Origin of the sequence: Schleiferilactobacillus harbinensis DSM 16991, from assembly GCF_000425885.1 — a bacterium.
Lineage (GTDB): Bacteria > Bacillota > Bacilli > Lactobacillales > Lactobacillaceae > Schleiferilactobacillus > Schleiferilactobacillus harbinensis.
The window spans coordinates 1-23,534 of record NZ_AUEH01000036.1; the positions used below are offsets into that span (position 1 = coordinate 1).

Sequence of the window (23,534 nt, forward strand, 5' to 3'; positions counted from 1 at the left end):
CAGATACAGCTTTGAAGATCTGCTCAAACACGCCCGCGTCAACCCACAACCGGAACCGACTGTAGATTGTCTTCCAGGGGCCGTAACGCTCGGGCAAATCCCGCCAAGCTGCACCGCTGCGAATAAGCCATAATGTGGCGTTAAAAGCAGTACGATTGTCGACCTTAGGCGGTCGGCCGCGCGTTGACCGCTTTGGAAACAGATCAGCGATCCGTTCCCACTGTTCGTCGGTTACTTCATAACGTTTGGGTATAACCATCCTGCACACTCCGTTTTGTTTTTAACAAGAAGTATACAGGATTTCGGGATTTTCAGACACTCCCTAAATAGTTTAAAAATACAAGGCTTCAGTCCCCTGACGGGTGGCCACCGCATCCAGAATCGCGTGGGCCGTACCTTGCAGCTTAGTCCGGAGGGCTGCCATTTCTGCTGGCGGTACCGTCACCGTCGCCTTGGTAGGCGTGAGCAGCTGCACTTGCTCTGCATCCAGGAGCGTCGTCAGGAAGCGGGCATCGGGCAGCACCACCGTGTATGTGGTCGTCGGCGCTAATGTCGTGATCGGCACCAGCTTGCCGCGCACCAGAAAGACAACATTATCCGTCAGCCGATCGACTTCGCTCAAATCATGGGAAGAAAAAATGATCGTGCTGCCCTGATTATTCAGCCGCTGCAAGGCATTCCGCAGACTCTGGACCGCCTTAGGATCCAAGCCGTTCACTGGCTCATCCAGCATCACCAGCTTGGGCGCCGGCAGCAGGGCCAGCGTGATCAGCAGTAATTGCTTCATCCCCAGGGAATAGGTCTTTACTTTTTTCTGCGAAAATTGGCCGATACCAAACTCCCCAACGACTTGCTCGACCCGCTCTGCTGCCAGATGGTAACTGCGCTGAATCAGATCAATGTGGTCCTGCCCGGTCATGTTCATAAACAAGGTATTGTCGCCCTGCATATAGGTCATGTCGGTGTACAGCATCTGATCCGTATGCGGGCGGTCCAGCACCGTGACCGTCCCGCTGTCCACGCGGCCCAGATTGGCAATAATATCCATCAAAGTCGTTTTGCCGCTGCCATTGGGCGCGACTAACGCCATAATGGTGGGCGTATCGATGGTGAAATCAACATGATCCAAAATCTGCTGCGGGCCAAAGGATTTCGTGACCTGCTGTAAAGCCAAGATACTCATTGTGCCGCCTCCCTGCGTCTGCGCCGAATATGGTGCACTGCAAAAATCAAAGCAATCACCACTACCCCGCCAACCGCAATACCCATCAGCCATCGCTGAATCAGGACCTGCGTTTGCAATTCCGCTTTGCTGGCCGCCGTCGCCAAACGCCGGTCCACCGTCACGGCAAATGTCTGCTGCTTAACCGTTTTGTTCTTTTGCCGAGCGGCCATCGTTACGACATACTTGCCCATCCTGAGGTCAGCATGGGGAATGAAGAAAGTAAAGTTGGAGTGCGGCGCCATTTTAATCCGTTTAAGCGTCCGGCGCCGCGGCTGTATCGCTTGGTCCACGGCCCGGATGTCGCCGGTAATTGACTGGGCGGCAAAAATATTGCCGACGTGGTTGGCGACATCCACCGTAATGCCGTCCCGGCCGTTGTATTCACCGGCCGCGGCTTGGGTAAAATCAACGCGGGCCTGGGGCAATGGTGCCGCGCTAGTACGCACTTGAATATTGGTACTAAATGTTGTCCCGCCACCGCCAATTAACGTGTTGATATTCGCCACACCTACAGAAATTGATCCAACAATTAACGCCGATGCGGGTTGCTCTGCCGCCGGAATCGCCACAGTGAAGGGGAAGTCTTTAGTCTCCCGCGGCCATCGGCACCCTTTCCTTGGGCAGACCGCTAACAATCTTTGGCCAGCTGAGGGCATTGTCCAAGGGCGTGCGTTTAACCGTGTGTTGATCATCAAGCTGACCAAAATCGTTGGTCAGTGCGGCATCGACGCCGATATCAATATGTGTATCCTGATCACCATTGGTGACCCGGACAATCATTTTTCTCTGAGTACCTGGTCTGACCAGCACGGGACCAACCACTTCGCGTTGGCTGTCGGCGTACAGGACCTGAGAAAGACTAATGTCGGCCGCTTGCGCAGACCGCGGCAGCAGCATGAACGCCGCTAAGATAATTATCCAAACACCGGTAATGATGCATTGCTTGCGCTTCATCTGCTCAATCCTCCCCGGTCCCAGTTGGTGTATACCCTTACTTAATATATTTACGGTATCACACCCCCCCCATTTTTACAAAATAAAATAGCCGGCAAGCCGCACCGGCGTATTACTATTCTCTCAGTCAACATTTGACAGCAGGACACCTAACGCTAAAACGGTCCGAACGACCCAACCGCCGCACTGATCCCGACCGCCACCAAAATAATACCGAAGGCCAGTCCGCCATACAGAGCCAGCGGCATGAATGGCGATATATCCTTACCACCGCTGGTTTTAATCTTCCGAAAAGTCCGATACGCAATATAGATCTGAATCAAACCAATCAAAATGAACAGACCGCCAATTAGAATTGACATGATGATTTTCCTCCCCCTTTGAGTGCCGCTGAAAACCGTCTTATTGAAGCCGCACTGCGAAACCATGACCCGGATAACTAGCTTGAACTTTCGCCCGATCACCCAAAGCGTCATTCAATTCGGTGCGCAGCTCATCCACATTGATGCCTAAGTTGGTCACCGTGAAATAATAGGCATTCTTCCGACGCGTCACCAACCGAAAATTGCCATCGCCCACAGCCTGGGCTACTTGGGAGGTCACTTCTTGATCAGTCAGCATGTCCGGTTTCAAGATAGTGATGACGACATAGAACGGCGTCATTACCGCTTGATTCCCGCTCAAAAACAGGCCATTATTCACTGCCCGGAACAACCGCCAAATGCCCAGAGCCAGCACCCCAAGGGCGGCCAGTACAGCCAGAATATAAACGATCACCGCCGGCCCGACCGGCGGCACCAGCATCGCTAAGCCAATGATCCCTGCCGCCAAAACAAAGAACCCAAGACCGCCGAATTCCTGACGCACGATCCCTTGCCGCATGTAGTCGAGATAGTCCATGTAGGCGTCTTCCCCCGGCTGGACGGTCAAGTCTTCCGGCCGCATCGTCGCTGGCACATACAAATAATGCAAGAACAATTTGGGCTGCAATCGCACCGTCGTTACGTGCCCGCCGGCATAGCCGGTGTTCAAGGTGCTTTCGTGGGAAACAAACAAGTACACCTGTTGCGGCTCAGCGACTTTCGCAAACTGCCGAAAGTTCCCCCGCTGGCGCTGCAGCACATACCCCTCTTGAGCAAATCGATTCATATACTCAATTTCTGCCTCTAAACGCGCATTGCGCGGATAATATCGCCACATCACAGCTCACTTCTTTCGTGTAAGGCTTTGCAATATACCATGGGTATCCAATCCCATGGATATCATACCACATATGTTGAGAAAAAAAGCTTTGGAACCACCGAATATTCGGTGATGCCAAAGCTTATTAAAATCGTGTTGCGCTAAGCGTTCTTCTTGGCTGCTTCCTCAGCGGCTAAGTTAGCTTGTTCTTCTGCATACATCTGTTTGTCCATCCGACGCGCGAACGGCAGATAGATGAAGAAGGTCATAACCAGCATCAATGCCTGCCAAGCAGCAGTCTTCCAACTTGCGCCGACCAAGAATCCAGAAATGATTGGCGGCGTTGTCCAAGGCGGCATAAACCCAGTAAACAGCGGTATGATGCCCAACTTAATCGCCCAGTACGTCAAGCCCATGGAAATGGCTGGCGTGATAGCAAATGGAATGAACATCAACGGATTCATTACGATGGGTAAACCGAATAGAATTGGTTCATTGATGTTGAATATTGCTGGGGCCACTTCCAATGCCCCTAATGATTTCATTTGCGCCGACTTCGCGAATACAACCATGAAGATGACCAAACCGATTGTCATCCCGGAACCAGTAACAGTGCCAAATTGATCCAGCAGGGATTGCGTGACAATGTGCCCACCGTTAGCAACAGTCAGCGCCTTGCCAGACTTAAGAATACGGGCATTGTCCAAGGCATTTGCTTGCAGCAACGGTCCCATAATGCCGCCGATGATAATCGCCCCGTGAACGCCGAAGAACCACATAAATGGGATGATTAAGGCGATCACCAAGGTGCCACCGAACGAATCAGTAACCCCCTGTAACGGTGTTTGGACAACCTTATAAATAAATTGGGTCATCGTAGTATGGCCAAACTTATCAAAGAGGATGTACACGACTTCCCACATAACAGTAATTGAAAATGCTGGAATTAAAGCTGTGAACGAAGCTGCAACATTTGCAGGAACCTGTTCAGGCAGCTTAATCGTAATGTTCTTGCGCAAGAACCACGAATAAATCCAACCAGTAATCAAGCCAATGATGATTGCAGCAATCATCCCTTGGCCGCCCAGCCATGTCCGGTCAATAAAACCTGACAGGTAAGACGTATCCTTAATTAGTACCTTAGTCCCAGCCGGGTTCATGATGGCTGCTGTTGGCCGCATAACCAAAATGAAACCAACCAATGCAGTAATCCCGCCAGATAACGGCTCAAAGCCTTCGTTTTTAACCCAGGAATAGCCGATTCCCAGAACTGCGAATAACGCCATAATCCCAAACGACGCATTGTATGCTTGGTTGAACCAGGCCGACCAGCCTGTCTTCGCCATAAAGGCTGCCCAAGACGGAACTGGTAATGATGATAATAGCAAGAATACAGAACCAACCATGATGAAGGGGATGGAGAAAATCATCCCATCACGTAAAGCCATAATGGCTTTTGTGTTCACGAACTTCATCACAGGAGGCAGTATTTTGTTGTTAACAAAATCGTTCATATTGTTTTTCCTCCCAAATATTGAGTGAATTATTTCGCTTTCGTTCCCAACGAACAAATTCAATTATGCCCACTGAAAACGGTTTTGTATACCGTTTACATGGTTGAAGGAACAAAGTCATGGAATAAAAACAAACATGTCAGTTGATACCGGTTTCTTAGTGCACCAATCACTGTTCACGTATACACAAAGAAGAGATAAAAAAACACCCACCGCCGTCTTGCGATGACGGATGGGTGCCTAGACCGCTAATCCAAAGCGTGTAACTTCGCCAGATTCTCTTTGATTGTATCGGCGGAATGGGCGTATTGGTTTACTTCATCGCCGGTCAAATGCATCGGCGGATTACTGATAACACCAGCTCGGCCAATCATGGTCGGATGGCCAATGCTCACGCCGTACTGGGGGTCGTAAGACGAGCACGGGAAAATCCGGCCGGCATCGCTCATCACCGCCAGGGCCATTTCACAAGCAATCGTCGCGATGCCGAAGTTGGTGTAGTGCTTGGCGTTGAAAATCTGCCAGCCGCCGAGCCGGGCAGCCTCGGCTAAGTCCTTTTCCTTGAAGTCCGGTGAGGCCTTCACGGGCTCGTTGTTCACCCGGACGGTCGACCAGGCGGTGAATTGGGATTCGCCATGTTCGCCAAGGTTGAAGCCGCGGACATCAGCAACGTTGACGTTCATGGCTTCAGCCACTGCCCGCCGCATCCGGTAAGTATCCAAGGCGGTCCCGGTACCGATGATCTGGTTCCGGTGCAGGTCCAGCTTTTCTTGCCAGTAGGTCACCGCCACGTCACAGGGATTGCTGATGTCGATGAGCACACCGTGGAAGCCGGCAGCGGTCAGCTTCGGGGCAGCATCATCAATGGCGGCCTTCGTCGTCTTGATTTCCGAATTGCGGTCACCATCCTTGATCACGCTGATGTCGCCGCCGCTGAAGATCACGACGTCCGCATCCCGCAGCAAGCTGTAATCATTTGCTACGATGCGGGTATACGTATTCAATCCGCCCAGACTGTCTTGCAGATCCAGCCGTTCGGCCTCCGCCCAGCCGGGTTTCGTATCAATCATCAATAATGTATCGGCCAATCCTTTGGTCACAATATTGAAACTGGTCGTCACGCCAACGTGACCAATCCCGATGACACCAATCGTTCTTGCCATAATGCATTCCTCTTTTCTTGCTACCACTCTATTATACCGTCACTGGCCGTTGGTCACGTGCCGTTCGATCCGCCGTTCGGGCAGGACCCACAGCAATAACAGCAGTGTATCAACGATCACGGTCAAGGGCGGCCAAATCAAGGCCAAAAAGATGGCCGCCAAGTTGCCGATCATCGAAATATACGGTTTATTGTAGCCTTTCCCCACCAGTTTGCGAATCTCCGGGTTCTCCCCGTCGGCGTGGATCAGGGTCCGCACCAGCACGAAGAACATGGCATCCATCAACAGCATCACTGTGCCAAAAAGCATCTCCGGTGCCACACTATCCACGTGGTTATCCCCCACCCAGGCGGTGGCAAACGGGAACAGCGAGATGAACAAAATAAAGATCGTATTCGCCCAGAGCACGACGCCGTCAATGGAGCGTACGATTTGGAAGAGATGGTGGTGGTTGTTCCAATAGACCGCCAGGATCAGAAATGAGGCGAGATAGATGGCAAAGGTATGCCGCAGCGACCAGAGGGCACTGAATTTTCCACTCGCCGGGGCGTGCAGTTCCAGCACCATCACGGTAATAATAATCGCAAAAATCGCATCGGTAAAGGCTTCCATTCTTTGTTCGGGCAAGGTCGTCCTCCCCTTTCTAACCAACCCAGTATACACAAAAACAGCCAGAAGCGGCGGCTTGATGCTCTCTTCTGACTGCTTGAATGACTGCTAACGGACCTTAACCACAAATGCCTCATAGGGCCGCAGCTTGAGCTGACCAGTCTGAATCGTCTGGTCATCATAATTCCCGATGACGTGCTCGGTCACCGCATCGGTCAGCGCAAACTCATTTGTTTCCGCGGACACGTTAGCCGCGATCAACCAGCGCTCGCCCTGATACGTCCGATAATAAGCAAACACATTATCCGCCGTATCTGAAATCAACGCATAATCGCCCCAAACCACCAGATCGTTAGCCTGCCGCAGCGCGATCAGCCGCTGATACGTCGCCAATATTGAGTGGGGATCGGCAAGATCGTCTTTGACGTTGTACTGCCCGTAATTCGGGTTCACGTGCAGCCACGGTGTCCCGGTGGTGAAGCCGGCATTGGCTGTGGCATCCCACTGCATGGGCGTTCGCGCGTTGTCTCGGCCTTTGGCGTTGATGGATCGCAGAATATCTTCTTTGGAATAGCCAGCCTTGATCCGGGCGTGGTACATCCGGATACTTTCGATATCGTTGATTTCATCCACGGAAGTGACTGGATAATTGGTCATGCCAATTTCTTCCCCCTGATAGATATAGGGTGTCCCCTTCATCATGTGCAGGAGGATAGCAAACAGCTTGGCGCTTTGGTCATGGTATTGACCGTCATTACCCCAGCGGGACACGATGCGGGGCAAATCATGGTTGTTCCAGAAGAGACTATTCCAGCCTTGATCGCCCAGAGCGGTCTGCCATTTGGACAAAACCCGCTTCAGTGCCGGTACTGAGAGCGGCTTGAGATCCCATTTCTCACCGTCAGGCTGTTGATCCAAGCCGACATGCTCAAACTGAAAGACCATGGATAATTCGTGGCGGGCAGGATCGGAATATTCTTTGGCAATGGCTGGGGTGGCCCCCCAGGTTTCGCCGACAGTCATCAGATCCTTACCGCCAAAAGTGGCCTGGTTCATTTCTTGCAAATAGTCATGCAGCTTGGGCCCGTTGCCGGTGATCATTTTGTCCGGTTCTTTCCCGATCAGGTCAATGACATCCATCCGAAAGCCGCCGATGCCTTTATTGATCCAGAAATTCATCATCGCGTAGACCGCATGGCGGACTTTGTCATTTTGCCAATTGAGATCCGGCTGCTTCTTGCTGAAAAGATGCAGGTAATATTGGCCGACAGCGGGTTCATAGGTCCAGGCAGACCCGCCGAAAGTTGACTGCAGGTCGTTGGGGACATCGCCATCGCCTTGGCCATCCCGCCAGACATAGTAGTCGTGGTAAGGATTGTCCCGGGACTGGCGTGCTTCTACGAACCACTTGTGTTCGTCGCTGGTGTGGTTGACGACCAGATCCATAACGATGCGAATGTTTCGCCGTTTCGCTTCCGCAATCAATTCTTCCATGTCCGCCATGGTCCCAAACTCGGGCATGATTGCTTCATAGTCAGAAATATCGTAGCCGTTATCGTCGTTTGGCGATTGATACACCGGGCTTAGCCAGATCCCGCCGATGCCCAGTTCTTGCAAATAGTCCAGCCGTGAAATAATACCCTGGATGTCCCCGATACCGTCTCCGTTGCTATCTTGGAAACTGCGCGGATAGATTTGATACATGACAACGTTTTGCCACCATTTTCCCTTACTCATTCAATGACCTCAATTCTTATCGATTCGTTGATATTTTCCGTTTTCTAATTGCAGTGCAAAGGACTGATCGCCGGCCGTGACGGTGATGCGCGAATACAAGCCTGCCGGATAACCGGCTTTTGTTAACGTTACGGCCGCTTTGCCCTGGGCGAAGGTGATGTGATACTGGTTAAACTCACCCTTTTGATAAGCAAAGTCATACCCGTTATCTTGATAATGATCATAACTGGCGGCATCGCCAAACACCTTGAAGCTCATGGCCCGGTCTGGTTCATCGGTGATAAAGTCATGCGCTGGTCCCCAAGGAATCATGGTGCCTGCTTGCCCGTACAACGGCAAGGTGTCCAGCGGGGCGGCAGTTTGGATTTCTTGACCGCCGGCAATGACTGCTCCGGTCCAGAAATCGATCCATTGACCAGCCGGCAGGTAAACCAACCGGCTGGTCTTTCCCTTCGTCACCACCGGCGCCGCCAATAGTGCATCGCCGATTAGGTACTCATCATCGATGTCGTACACTTGCCGATCTTGGTCAAAATCATAGACCAGCGGGCGCATCACTGGCCGGCCGGTACTTTGCGCCAGGGCAAAGAGGTCATACAGGTACGGAACGAAGCGATAGCGCAGCTTAAGGTATTTGCGATAAATGGCTAAAGTCGATTCACCGAACAACCACGGTTCCTGGCGCCGGGTACCCAGCGCGCTGTGATTCCGGAATAACGGACTGAACAGCCCCGCTTCAATCCAACGGGTAAGCAATTCAGGAGTCGTGTCGGAACCGAAACCGCCCAGATCCGTCCCCGCAAAGCTGAATCCGCTCATGCTGAGATTACACAATTGCGGAATCATCATTTGCAGGTGAGCCCACAGGCTGTGGTTGTCGCCCGTCCACACCGTCGCGTAGCGTTGGGTGCCAGCATAAGCCGCCCGCGTAATGACAAACGGGCGCCGACCAGTCTGTTCTTTCAGTGCAGCGTAGGTGGCATGGGACATGTTGTGCCCATAAAGATTGTGCATCTTAGCGTGGGTCGACTTTTTATCATTGTCTGAAAAAACTGTATCGTCCGGGATTGGTCCGTCGAACGCCGCCGGCTCGTTCATATCATTCCAGATGCCATCAACGCCGATCTGAGTCAGGGCTGTATGACACTGGCCCCACCACTGGCGGGTTTTGGTGCTGCCGAAATCTGGGTATACCGTGTGCCCCGGCCAGACGCGATTCACATAGTCCTTGCCAGCAGGTGTTTTGACAAATACTTGATGCTTTTTACCGTCGTCATAAATTGGGTAGCCCGGTTCCCTTTTCACCCCTGGATCAATAATGGTGATCGCCTTGAACCCTTTTTTATGCAGTTGGGTAATGAGCATCTCGGGGTCCGGGTAACGTGCAGGATCCCAGGTGAAGACCCGATAGCCATGCATATAGTCAATGTCGAAATACAGTGCGTCGCAGGGCAAATCGTGCTGGCGAAAATCATCGGCGATTTGATTGATTTCCGGTGCGTCTTGGTAGCCGTAACGGGAATGCTGATACCCAAGGGTCCAACGCTGGGGTAACGGCACAGTACCAGTGAGATGGGCGTAATTAGTGACCACATCGGCCAAGCGGTGCCCCCCAATGATGTAATAGTTCAATGGCCCGTGGACCACACTGTAGGCATAGTAATCGGGACTTTCCTTGCCCAGATCAACGTGACTGCGGTATGGATTGTCAAAGAACAGGCCATAGGGGCGGCCTTGGCGCAGACCATACAATACTGGGATTGATTTGTAGAGCCGGGTAAAATTTTCCATTTGCGGCGCTGGATCGTCAGTGTTCCAGTTTTCGTATTCATAGCCGCGCTTGTTCATGAAGCCCGTCTTGTCGCCCAAACCATAAAAGACTTCGTCCGGGTCTAGTTGTTTGATGAGCGTTAAGGCCGCCGCCGCGTTGACCGCTTCATGACCGGCGTGCCCTTCCTCCTCTAAGAGCGACGTCTCGTCAGCGGCCAGGTCGCGGTTCAGCGGTTGGCGCTGCCCGCGATAATCCATGATGAGTGGGCGGTCGTTTTGGTCATACACGTCCATATGGTGATCGGGATAAATTTTGACATGGAGCGCGGCAGTACTGATTGCTGCAACACCGGCCTCAACTTGCACAGTAAAGTGCGTGGGCTGCGGTTTAGCCACCACGGCATAGGACGGATTGGCTAAGGCATCAATGGGACAGACGCGGATGATCGTGTCGCTGAAGACTTGCAAGGCAAGCCTGGTATGATCGGCAAACGTGATTTCTGCAACATTCTGGTTTTTCAGTGCCGCTAGCGGCTTTTCACTCAATTCAATTAGCCTCCTTGATATTAATTAGCTTGGCAATGGTATGTTGGTAAACGGCTTGGGCAAATTTGCCAATCACTGCTGGCAGGAAAAAGAACACAATGGGGAAGAAGGTACTATGAAATGTCAGGTACACCGCCGCTCCCACCAACCCAATGCCCAAGACCGCCTTGAGCGGATTACCCAATGTAACCAACAGTCCATTCTTAAGGTATTGGCCAAAGGTTTCATTCCGCCCGGCCACAAATGCCAAGCTCATGAGGTAAGAAAATGCCGTGAGGCCAAAGAATAAGGCATACACCCAGAACAGAATCGCAAATTGGGCACCATAGACTAAGGCGGCGTTAGCAATTAACCCGATCATGACAGCGTAGACCGCCCCGACGGCACAACTGGCCCAGTAGTTTTGCCGATATGAGCTGCAGATAAACGGAATGAGTTTGGTCGGTACGCCTTCTGGCTCTGCCCGGAAACGCCGAATGACCCGATCCACCACGACTAATGCCGGCGATAACACAAACGGGATCAAGGCCACCGCCAGTAACGTAATGGATTTGATTTCGTCGGGGGTCTTGGCATAACTGACCATCATCATCAACGCCGCATAGGGCAGGTCCAGCATGAACCACAGGATACTGAGCACAATAAACTGATAAACCGTGTGGGCCAGACCGTCGGCCATTCTCATAAAGTTCATGGGCTTACTCCTTTACCGATCCAATCGTCATCCCAGTGACGAAGTATTTCTGCAGTAATGGATAGATCAGCAGCAACGGTACCGTGGACACGACGATCTTCGCCGAGTTCAGGGTCTTATTAGAAATCGACGCTAAAGAACTCAGTTGGGAGACATCAGTGATTTTGGTGATATCGATATTCAGTTGCTGGATGTAGGTTTGCAGCGGATAATTCACTGCTCGGTTCATGTATAACAAACCACTGAAGTAATCGTTCCAGTGGCCAACGATGGCGAACAGGGACACCGTCGCCAGTGCCGGCAAGGACAGCGGCAGATAGATTTTAAACAGAATCGTCATTTTCGACGCGCCATCCATAATGGCTGCTTCTTCCAATGCATCGGGTAAGCCCTTAAAGAAGTTCATCAATAAAATGACGTTGAAAATCGGCACAGCCCCAGGCAGGACCAATGCCCAAATGGTATCCATCAAGCCGAGACTTTTCACTACGATAAACGTCGGGATCATGCCGCCGTTGAACAGCATGGCGAAGATCAGCAGATTCATGTAAATATTACGGGCATGGAACACCCGCTTATTCTTAGAGAGCGGATAAGCCATCAAGACGATCAGGATTAAATTGATGGCCGTGCCTAAAATAACCCGTTCCACGGAAATCCCAAAGGACCGCCAGAACTGACTGTCTTCCAGGATCAACTTATAGGAATTCAAGTTGAAGTGGATGGGAATCAACCCGACTTCATTGGCTGCCGCCGAGGCACTATCACTAAACGAAATAGCCACCATGTTCAGCAATGGTAATAGGCAGGAAGCAGTTAATGCCAATACGACGAGCCAAATGAAGAAATTGGCTGTTTTGCTAGTATGAGCTTTCACTCTTTCTCACCCTTCCTAAAAGATTTGCATGTTGGCAAATTTCTTTGACGCCTGATTGGCCGAAATCATCAAGGTGGCCCCAACCACAGATTTCAAAAGCCCAATCGCCGTCCCTAGACTGTACTGCTGCCCTAGCAAGCCCACGCGGTAAACATAGGTATCAATGATATCGCCTGTCTCGTACACAATCGGGTTGTACAGGTTGAAGATTTGATCGAAGCCGGCGTTCAGAATATTGGTTAAATTCAACGCGGTCATCATCATGATGATTGGCAGCATTCCTGGCAGTGTGACATGCAGCAATTGCTGCCAACGGCTGGCACCGTCGATTTCGGCGGCCTCGTAAAGTCCAGGATCGATCCCGGTTAAGGCGGCTAGATAGATAATAGAGCCATAACCGAAGCCTTTCCATACATCCGAGCCAATGATAATTTGCCGGAACCAGTGGTTGCTGCCCATGAATAGGATCGGCTTGACCCCGAACGTGGCCAGAAACGTATTCACTGGCCCGTGGTAGTCGAACAGATTCACCACAACAGCGGCAAGAACCACCCAAGACAGGAAGTTCGGCAGATAAACAATCGTTTGAATCGTGCGCTTTGCCCATTTGATGCGGATTTCATTCAGCAAGAGGGCAAATACGACCGGGACAATTGTTCCGAGCACGATCTTCCAACTGGCGATGATCACCGTGTTCATCAGAATCTGCAGACTGTCTGGAATTTCAAGCATGTACTTGAAGTTGGCCAAGCCGACCCAGGTCGACCCCAATATTCCTTTGGCAGGAATATAGTTTTGAAAGGCCATCACGATGCCCAGCATCGGCACAAAGCTAAAGACTAACAGAAACAGCATACCCGGCAGCATCATTAAGTGGTACATGAGCTGGGAGTTTTTGCCCTTCCCCTGCTTACGGGTCAGCTGCAGGTCGACCCCTTTTTTACGAGTCAATTGCATATGGAAATCTCCTCTCCATGATTTTTCTTCAAAATCAGCTTATTGCTAATCGACTCGTTAATGGGCTGCGGCATCCTTTTCAACTTCCTTAGTAATTTGATCGCCGCCCAGTTTCTTCCATTCTTTGACAAAATCATCAAACTTGTCAGGACTTTCTTGGTTCGTAACGATCTTTAAGAAAGTCGCGTCTTCCAGCTTAGCAAGGTTCGCGCCCTTTTGTTTCATGGTCTTGGTTTGACCAAAGAATACAGGGTGAACTTCTTCTACATCCTTCAGCGCTGCTTTCATCTTGCCGGTGGAAACGATTCGGGTAATATGGCCGCTCCAGGCATTGTTATCGGGATGCTTAGGATCTTTGTCGTAATCCTTGATCTTCAAATAGTTTTGATAGTCATCCAATACCAGCGTCTTGGGATCTTTTTTACCGTCTAATGCTTTCACGATGTTATCGTGCATATCAGTAGTTGCTGTCGCGTAGTTCACTAGAATATCGAAAGGCTTGCCGCCGTCGTACCCTTTTTTACCAAATTCTACGATTGGTTTGTAATCATAGTCTTCATAAACCAATTTATCGTTAAGCAGGCTGGCAATCTTCGGTAACAATTCAGGATGCTTGAAGCCCTTGCGGACAACGAAGAAAGTGCCGGCCGTGTTTTGGGTATACGCCTTGATTTTGCCGCTATTGTCTTTAATGATGTAGGGTTGCCAATTTGCCTTCGGGTTATTCTTATACGCATCAGTCAGCGGGTAATCGCCAGACCACCACGGCCCAAAGAATGCCCCGCATTGGCCGTTGGTGATTACTGTTTCAATCTTGTCCCGCACACTCATTTGCGGATCAATAATGCCTTCTTTGAACCAGCCCTGCAGGTAGGTCAACGCCTTCTTGGTTTGCGGGGTGATCGAACCATAGACGATCTTACCGTCCTGTTTGATCCATTGCCGCGGGAAGGAGTCGAACTTGGACATGATATCGTCGGCTTGGAATAGGGCGGCGTAATTACCGCCGACATTCTTGGACAAGCCTAACCCGATAGTCTTACCTTTGCCGTTATTACCAGGATCTTTGGCGACGAATTCCTTCAGGATCTTTTCAACATCGTTGATGGTCTTGGGCTCGGCTAAATGCAGTTTGTCCATCCAATCCTTACGAATCCACAGCATGGTAGGGATATTGTTGGTTTGGGTGGATGGCAACGCCATCAATTTGCCGTTGAAAGTAGCTTGCTGCAAAGCTCGGCCATCATAAGAATCATACATGGCCTTGATTCGTTTGGTCGTACTGGTCTTATACACGGACGACAGGTTGGCAATCAAATCGTTATCCACCAATTGTTCCAGCTGACTCTGGTTCACCGCCATAATATCGGGCAGATCGCCGCTGGAAATGGCCATGGCTACTTTTTGGTCATAGTTATCGCCGGTTTCGGCTTCAAACTTATCTTTGCTGACGGCGTTCAGGTTCTTTTTAATATAGCGGGTATAGTCGTTGTTCTCGTAAGTATCCCCTTTAGGCAGCTTAGGCGCGCCGGGGATGGCTTTGCCAATCGTATACGTGACGGATTGGCTGTACTTACCATAAGGCTTGAGCTCAGCCGTCGTGGCCTTGCTCGTGTTATCAGATGCGCCGGAGTCTCCCTTGCTCATGCAGGCAGCTAACAATAATGGTGCGGCTAAGATAACCGCAGATAAAACCAACTTGCGAATCTTCATGGAAAAATCCTCCTAATTAGTTTGGCTTACGTATACGTTTACGTAAGCCGTAAATTGAGGCAATATTGAATTATACCGACCGCCGTTCAACGATCGTGTGGGGTAAAATTTCAGACTCAATGGGCTGATTAGATTCCACCGCATCGATAATCTTCCGACCGGCCTTAGCCCCCATCTCGAAAAATGGCTGGCTGATCGCCGTTAATGGCGGGTTAGACATCTCAGCCACTCGGGTATTGTCGTACCCAATGACCGCAATGTCTTTTGGCACCTGTAACCCTTCCTGCGTGGCCGTCACAATGATCCCGATGGCGGTATCGTCAGATACGGAAAACACCGCTTCGGGTCGATTGCTTAATTGGAAATAGTATTTCATCGCCTGGATCCCGGATTCAAACGAGAACGTGCCATAAAAAATCCAGTCAGGATCGACCGGCAAATGGTGCTTCTGCATGGCGCGCTTGTAGCCATTGATCCGCGGTACCCCAGCGATTTGGTCGCTGATATTTGGCCCGGCAATGGCAATCTTTTCATAGCCATGGTGAATCAAATATTCGGTGGCATCAAAGGAAGCCGACTCATCATCGACTTTGATATACGGAATGCTTTTATCCGACTTGGTGGAAACCAAGACAACCGGAAAGGGCAGACCATTGATTTGGGTAATCACGTTTTGCACTAAAGCCATGGACGCAATGACCAGACCTTCGACCCGGCGTTCTGCCATGAGACTGATGATTTCGCTGAGGTTGATCCCATCCGCACTGGCATGCGCGATAATGACCCCATAACCATGCTTTTGGGCTTCTGACTCGAGCCCTTCGATAATATCCCCATAGAACAGAGTCGGTGACGTGGGCATAATCAGGCCAATGATGTGGGCCGAACTTTTTTTCAGACCGGCCGCCATTTCGTTGCGGTAGTAGTTCATACTCTCCGCTGCTGCCATGACTTTCTTTCTTGTTTCTTCGCTGTACCCTCCCAAATTGTTGAGCACCCTAGAGACGGTGGCGATCGATACACCGGCTAAGGTGGCGATGTCCTTGATAGTTGGCATTTGCTTTCCTCCACGTAAACGTTTACTAAGACAGAGTAACACATTTTGGCACGGATGCCAATATGTAATCGCTTAAATAACGTCTTATTTTCTCGATTTTGTACAGCTTTGAGAAATATCGTCAAATCGTCACTTCTGTAAGTCCTTAAAATAACACTTCCTTTCTTCTGGCAGAAACCGTATGCACTAGCAAGAGCCATCAAGAAAAATGTTCTGCTGAACACTGACTTGGCTGTGCAAGCCAAAATAAGCAAACCGCTTGCCCCTCAAGGCAATTGGTCTGCTTATTCAAAAAATGTTTGACTGCTCAAACCAGCAATAATACTCGCTGAAGTTTACTGCTTGGCGGGTACGACATCCGAGAGGTCAGCCCCGTTGGTTTGAATCACATGCTGGTACCAGTAGAAGGAATCCTTCTTAGACCGGGCCAGCGTGCCTTCGCCGGCATCATTCTTGTCGACATAGATGAACCCGTAACGCTTATCCATTTGACCGCTGCCGGCGGAGACCAGATCAATGAAGCCCCAAGGGGTATAGCCCATCAGCTTGATGCCGTCTTCTTCGACCGCCAGCTTCATTTGTTCAATATGCTGGCGTAGGTAGTCGACCCGATACGGATCGTGGACACTGCCGTCCGCTTCGCGCTTATCGATTGCCCCAAAACCGTTCTCGACGATGAACAGGGGCAGATCATAGCGATCGGCGAACCAGTTCATGGCATAGCGCAATCCTTGGGGATCGATCTGCCAGCCCCATTCTGAACGCTTGACAGTGGGATTCTCCACCCCATCCCGGCCTTCGACATACTTGAAGCTGGCCGGTTCGTTCTTTTGCGCCTTCACGGCGAAGGACATGTAGTAGCTGAAGCCAATGTAATCAACTGTCCCCGCCTTGAGCACGTCCAAGTCAGCCAGGGTAATATCCAGATTGAAGTGCTGATTCTTCTGGTATTGCCGCAGCCATTCCGGATAACGGCCCTTGGCCTGGACATCAGCGAACCAGTAGCGCGTCTGCATCGCCCGTTCGGCCTTGAAGACATCCCGAGGATCGGGGCTGGCCGGATAGATCGGCACCATGGCGATCATCGCGCCAATTTGGAAGTCCGGGTTGATTTCATGGCCAATCTGAACCGCCAGCGCACTGGCCACCGTCTCATAATGGGCCGCTTGGTACATCACTGCTTCGGCGTTTTCCCCTGGCTTGATCTGAATCCCAGAATTGGTGAACAGAGCAAACGTGCCGTTGTATTCAGTTTGGTTGTTGATCTCGTTGAACGTCATCCAATACTTGACCTTATCCTTATACCGCTTGAATACAGTCGTGGCAAAACGGACGAAGAAATCGATGACCTGCCGATTGCGCCAGCCGCCGTATTCTGTCACCAAATGGTAGGGCATCTCGAAGTGGGACAACGTAATTACCGGTTCGATGCCATATTTCAGCAATTCATCGAACAAGTCATCATAGAACTGCAAGCCTGCTTCGTTCGGCTCCGTTTCGTCCCCATTAGGATAGATTCGGGTCCAAGCGATCGATGTCCGAAAGGCCTTCAATCCCAATTCAGCAAAAAGCTTCACGTCTTCTTTGTAATGGTGGTAGAAATCAATGGCCTCATGGTTCGGGTAGTTCTCACCGGGCTGTACGCCGTCAGTGATCCGCCGAGGCGTTCCATTACCCCCAGCTGTCATGACGTCGGCCACACTGACGCCCTTGCCGCCAGCCTGCCAGCCGCCCTCCAGTTGATGGGCCGCCACAGCGCCGCCCCATAAGAAATTCTTTGGTAATCCACTCATAATCGATAATCCGCCTTTCTTCATGACTCTCCCTGTTAGTGTATCCGCTATCAGAAGGGAGGGCTAGAGCAAAACCGGGCAAAAAAACACCCGTCAGGAAACAAAATATGTTCCTTGGCGGGTGACTTGTTTTGCAGTGGGAAATTGGATGTGCAGAGCATTGACACAGGTATCAAAGCACAATCTTTCAGCCACACCCTACTCCGACTTTTCTTCCTCCCCCATCCGCAACTTCTCCAACCGGTGCCCCAGCAATTCCAGCAAATACACCACCGGCACCTGAGTCGTATTATTCAGCGACCCATTCTTGATTTCCGGCATATAGTAGGCGATGACCAAGTCCGACAAATGGGCCAGCGTCGAATTCGTCCGGTTCGTCACCGCGATGATCTGCGCATCCGTCCGCCGGATCTGAGTAACCATGTCCAGCACTTCCTTAGTCTCGCCGGACACCGACAGAATCAAAAACACCGTGTGCCTCAGAATCGTCGGATCATCGGCTAACGGCTGGAAAGGATCAACAATGGGCAGCGTCAGCTTGCCGGTATTGGCAATAAACCGGGCACCGTATTGCGCCAGATAACCGCTGCTGCCGATACCGAACGTATAGATCTGGTTGGCCGCCGCCAGCCATTTCACCGCTTGGTCCAGCAAGTCAGTGAAGTCCCGGGAATTCACCTTTCTGAAAAAATCAGCCAACGGGACTGTAATATCATATTGTTCCGGATGACCCTGATGCTCCTGGTTCAACCGATCTTGTTTCAATGAGAACTTCAATTCCGCGAATCCGGCATAGCCCATTTTAGTCGCAAATCGCAGGATCGTAGTCGTAGAAACGTGAGACTCGCTGGCCAGCTCGCGAATCGTCATTTTTTCCACCGCATCCCGATGTTTCATAATGTAGGCGTACACATCCGTCTCCAAACCATTCAGTGCCTGTACCTTGTCATAGGGAAACATTCATCCGCCGTCCTTTCGGAAAACCTTGATATATCCAGAATACAGCAGGATCAGCGCAACATACAACTCACCTTGCGTAATGTATGAGTGAGGTGAGCAAAATGATGATGATCTTTGGCGGTTTAACGGGAGCGTGTTGGGCGTCTTTTCTCTTATGCCAAGCATGGCGCAGTACGCAAAACGGGCCGCAGCCGGCTCGGTCGTTCTGCCCAGCCTGCCGCGGCCCGATCGCGGGCTACGATAATATTCCGGTACTCAGTTTCTTGATCCTGCGCGGCCGCTGCCGGCAATGCCGAACAGCAATTGATCCGCTGGGGTGGTACGGCGAAATTGCGGGCCTGGTGGGCGGCAGTCTAGTCATCCGCCAACCGCCCAGCGTCATTACCTTCGCAGTGCTGCTCAGCATCCTTGCCGCCAGTGATCTCTACCGGTACAGCTTCACCGACGGCTGGTTCTGGATCGGCGCCACGGTCTGTTTAGCCTGCGCCTGGCAAACCCTCCACTGGCTGCCCGCCGCTCTCATCTTCGCTGCTGGTATCTTACCCGTGTACTACCACAAACTTGGTGACGGTGATTGGGAAGTCATCACCCTCGCCGCCCTGCTTTTCGGCCTAACCCCAGTGCTGCTCTGGCTACTCGTCGCCAGCGGTTTGGGGATTGTCTTGATTCTGCTACGGCGGGGCAACCAGCACCAGCCACTGCCTTTTTTACCGGTCCTGTTTATCTCCTTGCTAGTACTGATCAGTCGCTAACAGATGGTAAATTTAGCAGGCTATCTAGTGCCAATGCGTAGCAAGCGGAGGCGGATGGGGCTCAGCCATGGGAACAACACGGCGGCTTTGCCGCCGATGTTGTTAGGCGATTTTGAGACCGCGAAGCGGGCTCAAAACGCCGTCATGGCTAGCTACGCCTGCGGCTTCGCACTTGCTGCGCTTCGCCAGCCCCATCCGCCGCAGCTTGCGGAGCATTGGCACGGCGGTGCTAGACGGACGAAAAAAGCACGTCACCAATTTACGATGACGTGCTTTCTCCCAAAAAACTATTACTTATCCGAATCCTTAGGCTTCGTCGCCGTCTTCGTCGCCGAAATCGACGGATCATCGTCCGGTGCAGTGCCATCGGCAGCCGTACCATCACTGGCCGACTGACGCTTCATCTGCGCCTCGATATCGGAAATGGAATAAACACTCTCCGGCTTCTCGCCGACAGTCTTCGGTTCCATCTCGCGGTACTTCGCCATCCCGGTACCAGCCGGAATGATCTTCCCGATGATGACGTTCTCCTTCAACCCGATCAACGGGTCGTTCTTGCCCCGGATCGATGCGTCGGTCAATACCCGAGTCGTTTCCTGGAAGGACGCAGCAGACAAGAAGCTGTTGGTCTCCAGGGCAGCCTTGGTGATCCCGAGCAGTACCGGCCGCGCAGTGGCGGGGATACTCCCCTTGATCAGGGTTTGCCGGTTCTGTTCGCCGAAATCAGCGATATCGAGCAAGGTACCCGGCAGAATGTCGGTGTCGCCCGGATCCATGACCCGCACCTTCTGGAGCATCTGGCGAATCATGACTTCGATATGCTTATCGCTGATATCCACACCCTGCATCCGGTATACCTTCTGGACTTCATCCAGCAGGTAGTTCTCGGTAGTCAGCGCATCGCGGACCTTGATCAGTTCCTTCGGGTCGATCGAACCAACGGTCAGCTTGTCACCACGATGGACGTGGTCGCCTTCTTTGACCGTGACACTGGACGCGTAAGGCACACTGTAAGTCCGGGTATCGGTCTTCCCTTCCACGGTGATCTCCCGGGTATGTTCAGCCGGATTCTCATCAATGGCCGTGATCTCACCAGTGACTTCAGTAATGACCGACAGACCTTTAGGATTCCGCGCTTCAACAATTTCTTGTACACGGGGAAGCCCTTGGGTAATATCTTCGCCGCCGGCAACACCGCCGGTATGGAAGTTCCGCATGGTCAGCTGGGTACCAGGTTCGCCGATGGACTGTGCAGCAACTGTACCGACTGCTTCGCCGACTTCGACTTCTTCACCAGTAGCCAAGTTCCGGCCATAGCAGCGACGGCAGACACCATGCTGCGTGTTGCAGGTGAAGACGGAACGAATCGTGACACTTTCAACACCAGCGTCAATGATCTTTTCAGCCAGGTCTTCGTCGATCAGGGTATTCTTCGGGGCGATGACTTCGCCCGTCTTAGGATCCATGACCGCCTTCATCGTGAACCGGCCGAAGATCCGGTCGTGGAGCGGTTCAATCATTTCGTTACCTTCACGAATGGCCGAAACCTTCACACCGCGATCCGTACCACAGTCCTCTTCACGGACAATGACGTCTTGGGCCACGTCGACCAGCCGCCGGGTCAAATACCCGGAGTTGGCGGTCTTCAAGGCCGTATCGGTCATACCCTTCCGGGCACCGTGAGTGGACATGAACATTTCCATGACGGACAAGCCTTCACGGAAGTTCGAGGTAACCGGGACTTCCATCATCCCGCCGTTCGGCGCGGCCATCAGGCCCCGCATCCCAGCCAGCTGAGTGAAGTTAGAAATGTTACCCCGGGCACCGGAATCACTCATCATGGAGATGGGGTTCGCCGGATCGAAACTATCGATCAAGCGTTGTTGAATGGTGTCCTTGGCTTCATTCCAGATGCTGATGATCCGGTTATGGCGTTCCTCGTCGGTAATCAAGCCCCGCCGGAACTGCTTGGAAACCGTCGCTACCTTTTTGTGGGCATCGTCAACGATTTCCTGCTTATCAGCCAATTCCGGTACATCGGCGATCCCGACTGTGATCCCGGACAACGTGGAGATGGTGTAACCCAAAGTCTTCATGTCATCCAGCAATTCGCTGGTCCGTTGTACCTTATAGATCTTGAATACTTGGGCAATGATATCGCTCAGGTAGCCCTTCTTAAACGGCTGAATCAATTCTGCGTTATCCAAATAATCATGGATATCTTGCCCCGCCTTCAGGAAGTACTTATCGGGTACCCCGTTGGTCAGGTTCTCAGTCGTCGGCTCGTTCAAATAAGGGAAGTCATCGGGCAGAATCTCGTTGAAGAGAATCTTGCCGATGCTGGTCACCAGAATCTGGTGGCGCTGGGCGTCCGTGAACGGCTTCTGCTTCAAACCGTCAATCGCTAACCCAACCCGAGTGTGGTAGTGAACCTTGCCGGTACGATAAGCCATGACGGCTTCATTCGTATCCTTGAAGATCATCCCTTCACCGCGGCGGCCCTTATCTTCCAGCGTCAGGTAGTAGTTCCCCAATACGACGTCCTGAGACGGCGTAACGATGGGCTTGCCATCCTTAGGCGCCAGAATATGGTGGGCAGCCATCATCAGCATCCGCGCTTCAGCTTGGGCTTCATCAGACAGCGGTACGTGGATCGCCATCTGATCCCCATCGAAGTCGGCGTTGTAAGCTTCACAAGCAAGGGGATGGAGACGAATGGATTTACCATCAACCAGTACCGGCTCAAAGGCTTGGATCCCCAAACGGTGCAATGTCGGGGCCCGGTTCAACAGAACCGGCCGCTCCTTGATCACATCTTCGAGGACGTCCCAGACGTCGTCGTTTTGCCGTTCGATTTGGCGCTTGGCGTTCTTGATGTTGGAGGCCAAGTTGCGCTTGACCAGTTCCCGCATGACATAGGGCTTGAATAATTCCAGGGCCATTTCCCGGGGTACCCCGCACTGATAGAACTTCAGTGTCGGGCCGACATCGATAACGGACCGGCCAGAGTAGTCAACCCGCTTGCCCAGCAAGTTCTGCCGGAACCGGCCTTGCTTACCCTTCAGCATATGGGACAGGGACTTGAGCGGACGGTTACCCGGACCAGTCACTGGCCGACCGCGCCGGCCATTATCAATCAGCGCGTCAACGGCTTCTTGGAGCATCCGCTTTTCGTTTTGGACGATAATGTTCGGGGCATGCAGGTCAAGCAGGCGCTTCAACCGATTATTACGGTTGATGACCCGGCGATACAGATCATTCAAGTCAGAGGTGGCAAACCGGCCGCCTTCGAGTTGAACCATCGGCCGCAGATCCGGCGGGATCACCGGAATGACATCCATCACCATCCATTCCGGCTTGTTGCCGGATTCCAGGAAGGCATCCAGAATGTCCAACCGGCGGATCGAGCGGGTCCGCTTTTGGCCAGAAGCCGTCTTGAGCTCTTCCTTAAGTTCAACGACTTCCTTTTGTAAATCAACATCGCGCAACAGTTCCTTGACGGCTTCTGCACCCATCTTGGCGTTAAAGCTGTCGCCGAATTGTTCACGCTTCTCGCGGTATTCCCGTTCTGTAAGCAACTGCTTCTTTTCCAGATCAGAATCACCAGGATCGATGACGACGTAGGAAGCGAAGTAGATGATTTCTTCCAGTGCCCGAGGGGACATGTCGAGTACCAAGCCCATCCGAGAAGGGATGCCCTTGAAGTACCAGATGTGGGAAACAGGAGCGGCCAATTCAATATGGCCCATGCGTTCCCGGCGAACCTTGGAGCGGGTCACTTCGACGCCGCACCGGTCGCAGACAATGCCCTTATACCGAATCCGCTTGTACTTGCCGCAGGCACATTCCCAGTCCTTGGTCGGACCGAAAATACGCTCGTCGAACAAGCCATCGCGCTCGGGCTTCAACGTCCGGTAGTTGATGGTTTCCGGCTTCTTAACTTCTCCGTAAGACCACGAACGGATCTTATCCGGAGACGCCAAGCCGATTTGCATGCTTTCAAATTTATTGACGTCTATCAATGCGTGCCC

20 protein-coding genes are annotated in these 23,534 nt (G+C 51.9%); 1 reads left to right on the top strand and 19 read right to left on the bottom strand.

Going from position 1 to position 23,534, the window contains the following annotated elements:
- The 18 genes from H627_RS0110880 to H627_RS0110970 form a co-directional block, all read right to left on the bottom strand.
- Window positions 1–259, bottom strand: a 259-nt coding sequence (locus H627_RS0110880; protein WP_027828983.1) for an IS5 family transposase, incomplete at its 3' end; no start/stop codon positions are given.
- A 72-nt stretch (window positions 260–331) separates the two neighbouring features.
- Window positions 332–1,183, bottom strand: a complete 852-nt coding sequence (locus tag H627_RS18020; RefSeq protein ID WP_051225368.1) for an ABC transporter ATP-binding protein — start codon at window positions 1,181–1,183, stop codon at window positions 332–334.
- Window positions 1,180–1,731, bottom strand: a complete 552-nt coding sequence (locus tag H627_RS0110890) for a WxL protein host-binding domain-containing protein (protein WP_162143235.1) — start codon at window positions 1,729–1,731, stop codon at window positions 1,180–1,182. Before H627_RS0110890 ends, H627_RS18020 begins: the two co-directional genes overlap by 4 nt.
- Window positions 1,732–1,810: 79 nt before the next feature.
- Window positions 1,811–2,179, bottom strand: a complete 369-nt coding sequence (locus tag H627_RS20355; RefSeq protein ID WP_027828985.1) for a hypothetical protein — start codon at window positions 2,177–2,179, stop codon at window positions 1,811–1,813.
- 155 nt (window positions 2,180–2,334) lie between these two features.
- Window positions 2,335–2,541, bottom strand: coding sequence for a hypothetical protein (locus H627_RS0110900; protein WP_051225369.1), 207 nt, complete (start codon window positions 2,539–2,541; stop codon window positions 2,335–2,337).
- A gap of 40 nt (window positions 2,542–2,581) precedes the next feature.
- Window positions 2,582–3,379, bottom strand: a complete 798-nt coding sequence (locus tag H627_RS0110905; protein ID WP_027828987.1) for a hypothetical protein — start codon at window positions 3,377–3,379, stop codon at window positions 2,582–2,584.
- Window positions 3,380–3,522: 143 nt separating this feature from the next.
- A complete protein-coding gene (locus H627_RS0110910; protein ID WP_027828988.1) occupies window positions 3,523–4,875 on the bottom strand; it encodes a PTS sugar transporter subunit IIC in 1,353 nt (450 codons plus the stop codon).
- Window positions 4,876–5,123: 248 nt separating this feature from the next.
- Window positions 5,124–6,038, bottom strand: coding sequence for a lactate/malate family dehydrogenase (locus H627_RS0110915; RefSeq protein WP_027828989.1), 915 nt, complete (start codon window positions 6,036–6,038; stop codon window positions 5,124–5,126).
- 39 nt (window positions 6,039–6,077) lie between these two features.
- Window positions 6,078–6,665: a TMEM175 family protein gene (locus H627_RS0110920; RefSeq protein ID WP_027828990.1), complete on the bottom strand. Its 588-nt coding sequence runs from the start codon at window positions 6,663–6,665 to the stop codon at window positions 6,078–6,080.
- 90 nt (window positions 6,666–6,755) lie between these two features.
- Window positions 6,756–8,384, bottom strand: a complete 1,629-nt coding sequence (locus H627_RS0110925) for a glycoside hydrolase family 13 protein (RefSeq protein ID WP_027828991.1) — start codon at window positions 8,382–8,384, stop codon at window positions 6,756–6,758.
- A gap of 9 nt (window positions 8,385–8,393) precedes the next feature.
- Window positions 8,394–10,700: a glycoside hydrolase family 31 protein gene (locus H627_RS0110930; RefSeq protein ID WP_226999153.1), complete on the bottom strand. Its 2,307-nt coding sequence runs from the start codon at window positions 10,698–10,700 to the stop codon at window positions 8,394–8,396.
- A gap of 1 nt (window position 10,701) precedes the next feature.
- Window positions 10,702–11,394, bottom strand: a complete 693-nt coding sequence (locus H627_RS0110935; RefSeq protein ID WP_027828993.1) for a YesL family protein — start codon at window positions 11,392–11,394, stop codon at window positions 10,702–10,704.
- 4 nt (window positions 11,395–11,398) lie between these two features.
- Window positions 11,399–12,271 (bottom strand): carbohydrate ABC transporter permease, encoded by an 873-nt coding sequence (locus tag H627_RS0110940; RefSeq protein ID WP_027828994.1) that lies wholly within the window; start codon window positions 12,269–12,271, stop codon window positions 11,399–11,401.
- A 15-nt stretch (window positions 12,272–12,286) separates the two neighbouring features.
- The gene (locus tag H627_RS0110945; RefSeq protein WP_201782805.1) at window positions 12,287–13,228 is read right to left on the bottom strand and encodes an ABC transporter permease; all 942 of its coding nucleotides are present in this window, start codon (window positions 13,226–13,228) and stop codon (window positions 12,287–12,289) included.
- A gap of 57 nt (window positions 13,229–13,285) precedes the next feature.
- Window positions 13,286–14,941 (bottom strand): type 2 periplasmic-binding domain-containing protein, encoded by a 1,656-nt coding sequence (locus H627_RS0110955; protein ID WP_027828996.1) that lies wholly within the window; start codon window positions 14,939–14,941, stop codon window positions 13,286–13,288.
- A 70-nt stretch (window positions 14,942–15,011) separates the two neighbouring features.
- Window positions 15,012–15,998, bottom strand: a complete 987-nt coding sequence (locus H627_RS0110960; RefSeq protein ID WP_027828997.1) for a LacI family DNA-binding transcriptional regulator — start codon at window positions 15,996–15,998, stop codon at window positions 15,012–15,014.
- A gap of 335 nt (window positions 15,999–16,333) precedes the next feature.
- A complete protein-coding gene (locus H627_RS0110965) occupies window positions 16,334–17,791 on the bottom strand; it encodes a 6-phospho-beta-glucosidase (RefSeq protein ID WP_027828998.1) in 1,458 nt (485 codons plus the stop codon).
- A gap of 198 nt (window positions 17,792–17,989) precedes the next feature.
- Window positions 17,990–18,751, bottom strand: a complete 762-nt coding sequence (locus tag H627_RS0110970) for a MurR/RpiR family transcriptional regulator (protein WP_027828999.1) — start codon at window positions 18,749–18,751, stop codon at window positions 17,990–17,992.
- Between the two features lie 101 nt (window positions 18,752–18,852).
- Between H627_RS0110970 and H627_RS0110975 the strand changes: the two genes are divergently transcribed.
- The gene (locus H627_RS0110975; RefSeq protein WP_162143236.1) at window positions 18,853–19,503 is read left to right on the top strand and encodes a prepilin peptidase; all 651 of its coding nucleotides are present in this window, start codon (window positions 18,853–18,855) and stop codon (window positions 19,501–19,503) included.
- Window positions 19,504–19,793: 290 nt separating this feature from the next.
- Here H627_RS0110975 and rpoC read toward each other — a convergent pair whose 3' ends face one another.
- A complete protein-coding gene (gene rpoC / locus H627_RS18025) occupies window positions 19,794–23,525 on the bottom strand; it encodes a DNA-directed RNA polymerase subunit beta' (protein ID WP_081674897.1) in 3,732 nt (1,243 codons plus the stop codon).
- Window positions 23,526–23,534 lie beyond the last annotated feature (9 nt).

Bases quoted from the DNA above. Each gene is read 5' to 3' on its own strand.
- H627_RS18020 (WP_051225368.1), bottom strand. From the start codon at position 1,183: ATGAGTATCTTGGCTTTACAGCAGGTCACGAAATCCTTTGGCCCGCAG.
- H627_RS20355 (WP_027828985.1), bottom strand. From the start codon at position 2,179: ATGAAGCGCAAGCAATGCATCATTACCGGTGTTTGGATAATTATCTTA.
- H627_RS0110900 (WP_051225369.1), bottom strand. From the start codon at position 2,541: ATGTCAATTCTAATTGGCGGTCTGTTCATTTTGATTGGTTTGATTCAG.
- H627_RS0110905 (WP_027828987.1), bottom strand. From the start codon at position 3,379: ATGTGGCGATATTATCCGCGCAATGCGCGTTTAGAGGCAGAAATTGAG.
- H627_RS0110910 (WP_027828988.1), bottom strand. From the start codon at position 4,875: ATGAACGATTTTGTTAACAACAAAATACTGCCTCCTGTGATGAAGTTC.
- H627_RS0110915 (WP_027828989.1), bottom strand. From the start codon at position 6,038: ATGGCAAGAACGATTGGTGTCATCGGGATTGGTCACGTTGGCGTGACG.
- H627_RS0110925 (WP_027828991.1), bottom strand. From the start codon at position 8,384: ATGAGTAAGGGAAAATGGTGGCAAAACGTTGTCATGTATCAAATCTAT.
- H627_RS0110935 (WP_027828993.1), bottom strand. From the start codon at position 11,394: ATGAACTTTATGAGAATGGCCGACGGTCTGGCCCACACGGTTTATCAG.
- H627_RS0110945 (WP_201782805.1), bottom strand. From the start codon at position 13,228: ATGCAATTGACTCGTAAAAAAGGGGTCGACCTGCAGCTGACCCGTAAG.
- H627_RS0110955 (WP_027828996.1), bottom strand. From the start codon at position 14,941: ATGAAGATTCGCAAGTTGGTTTTATCTGCGGTTATCTTAGCCGCACCA.
- H627_RS0110960 (WP_027828997.1), bottom strand. From the start codon at position 15,998: ATGCCAACTATCAAGGACATCGCCACCTTAGCCGGTGTATCGATCGCC.
- H627_RS0110965 (WP_027828998.1), bottom strand. From the start codon at position 17,791: ATGAGTGGATTACCAAAGAATTTCTTATGGGGCGGCGCTGTGGCGGCC.
- H627_RS0110970 (WP_027828999.1), bottom strand. From the start codon at position 18,751: ATGTTTCCCTATGACAAGGTACAGGCACTGAATGGTTTGGAGACGGAT.
- H627_RS0110975 (WP_162143236.1), top strand. From the start codon at position 18,853: ATGATGATGATCTTTGGCGGTTTAACGGGAGCGTGTTGGGCGTCTTTT.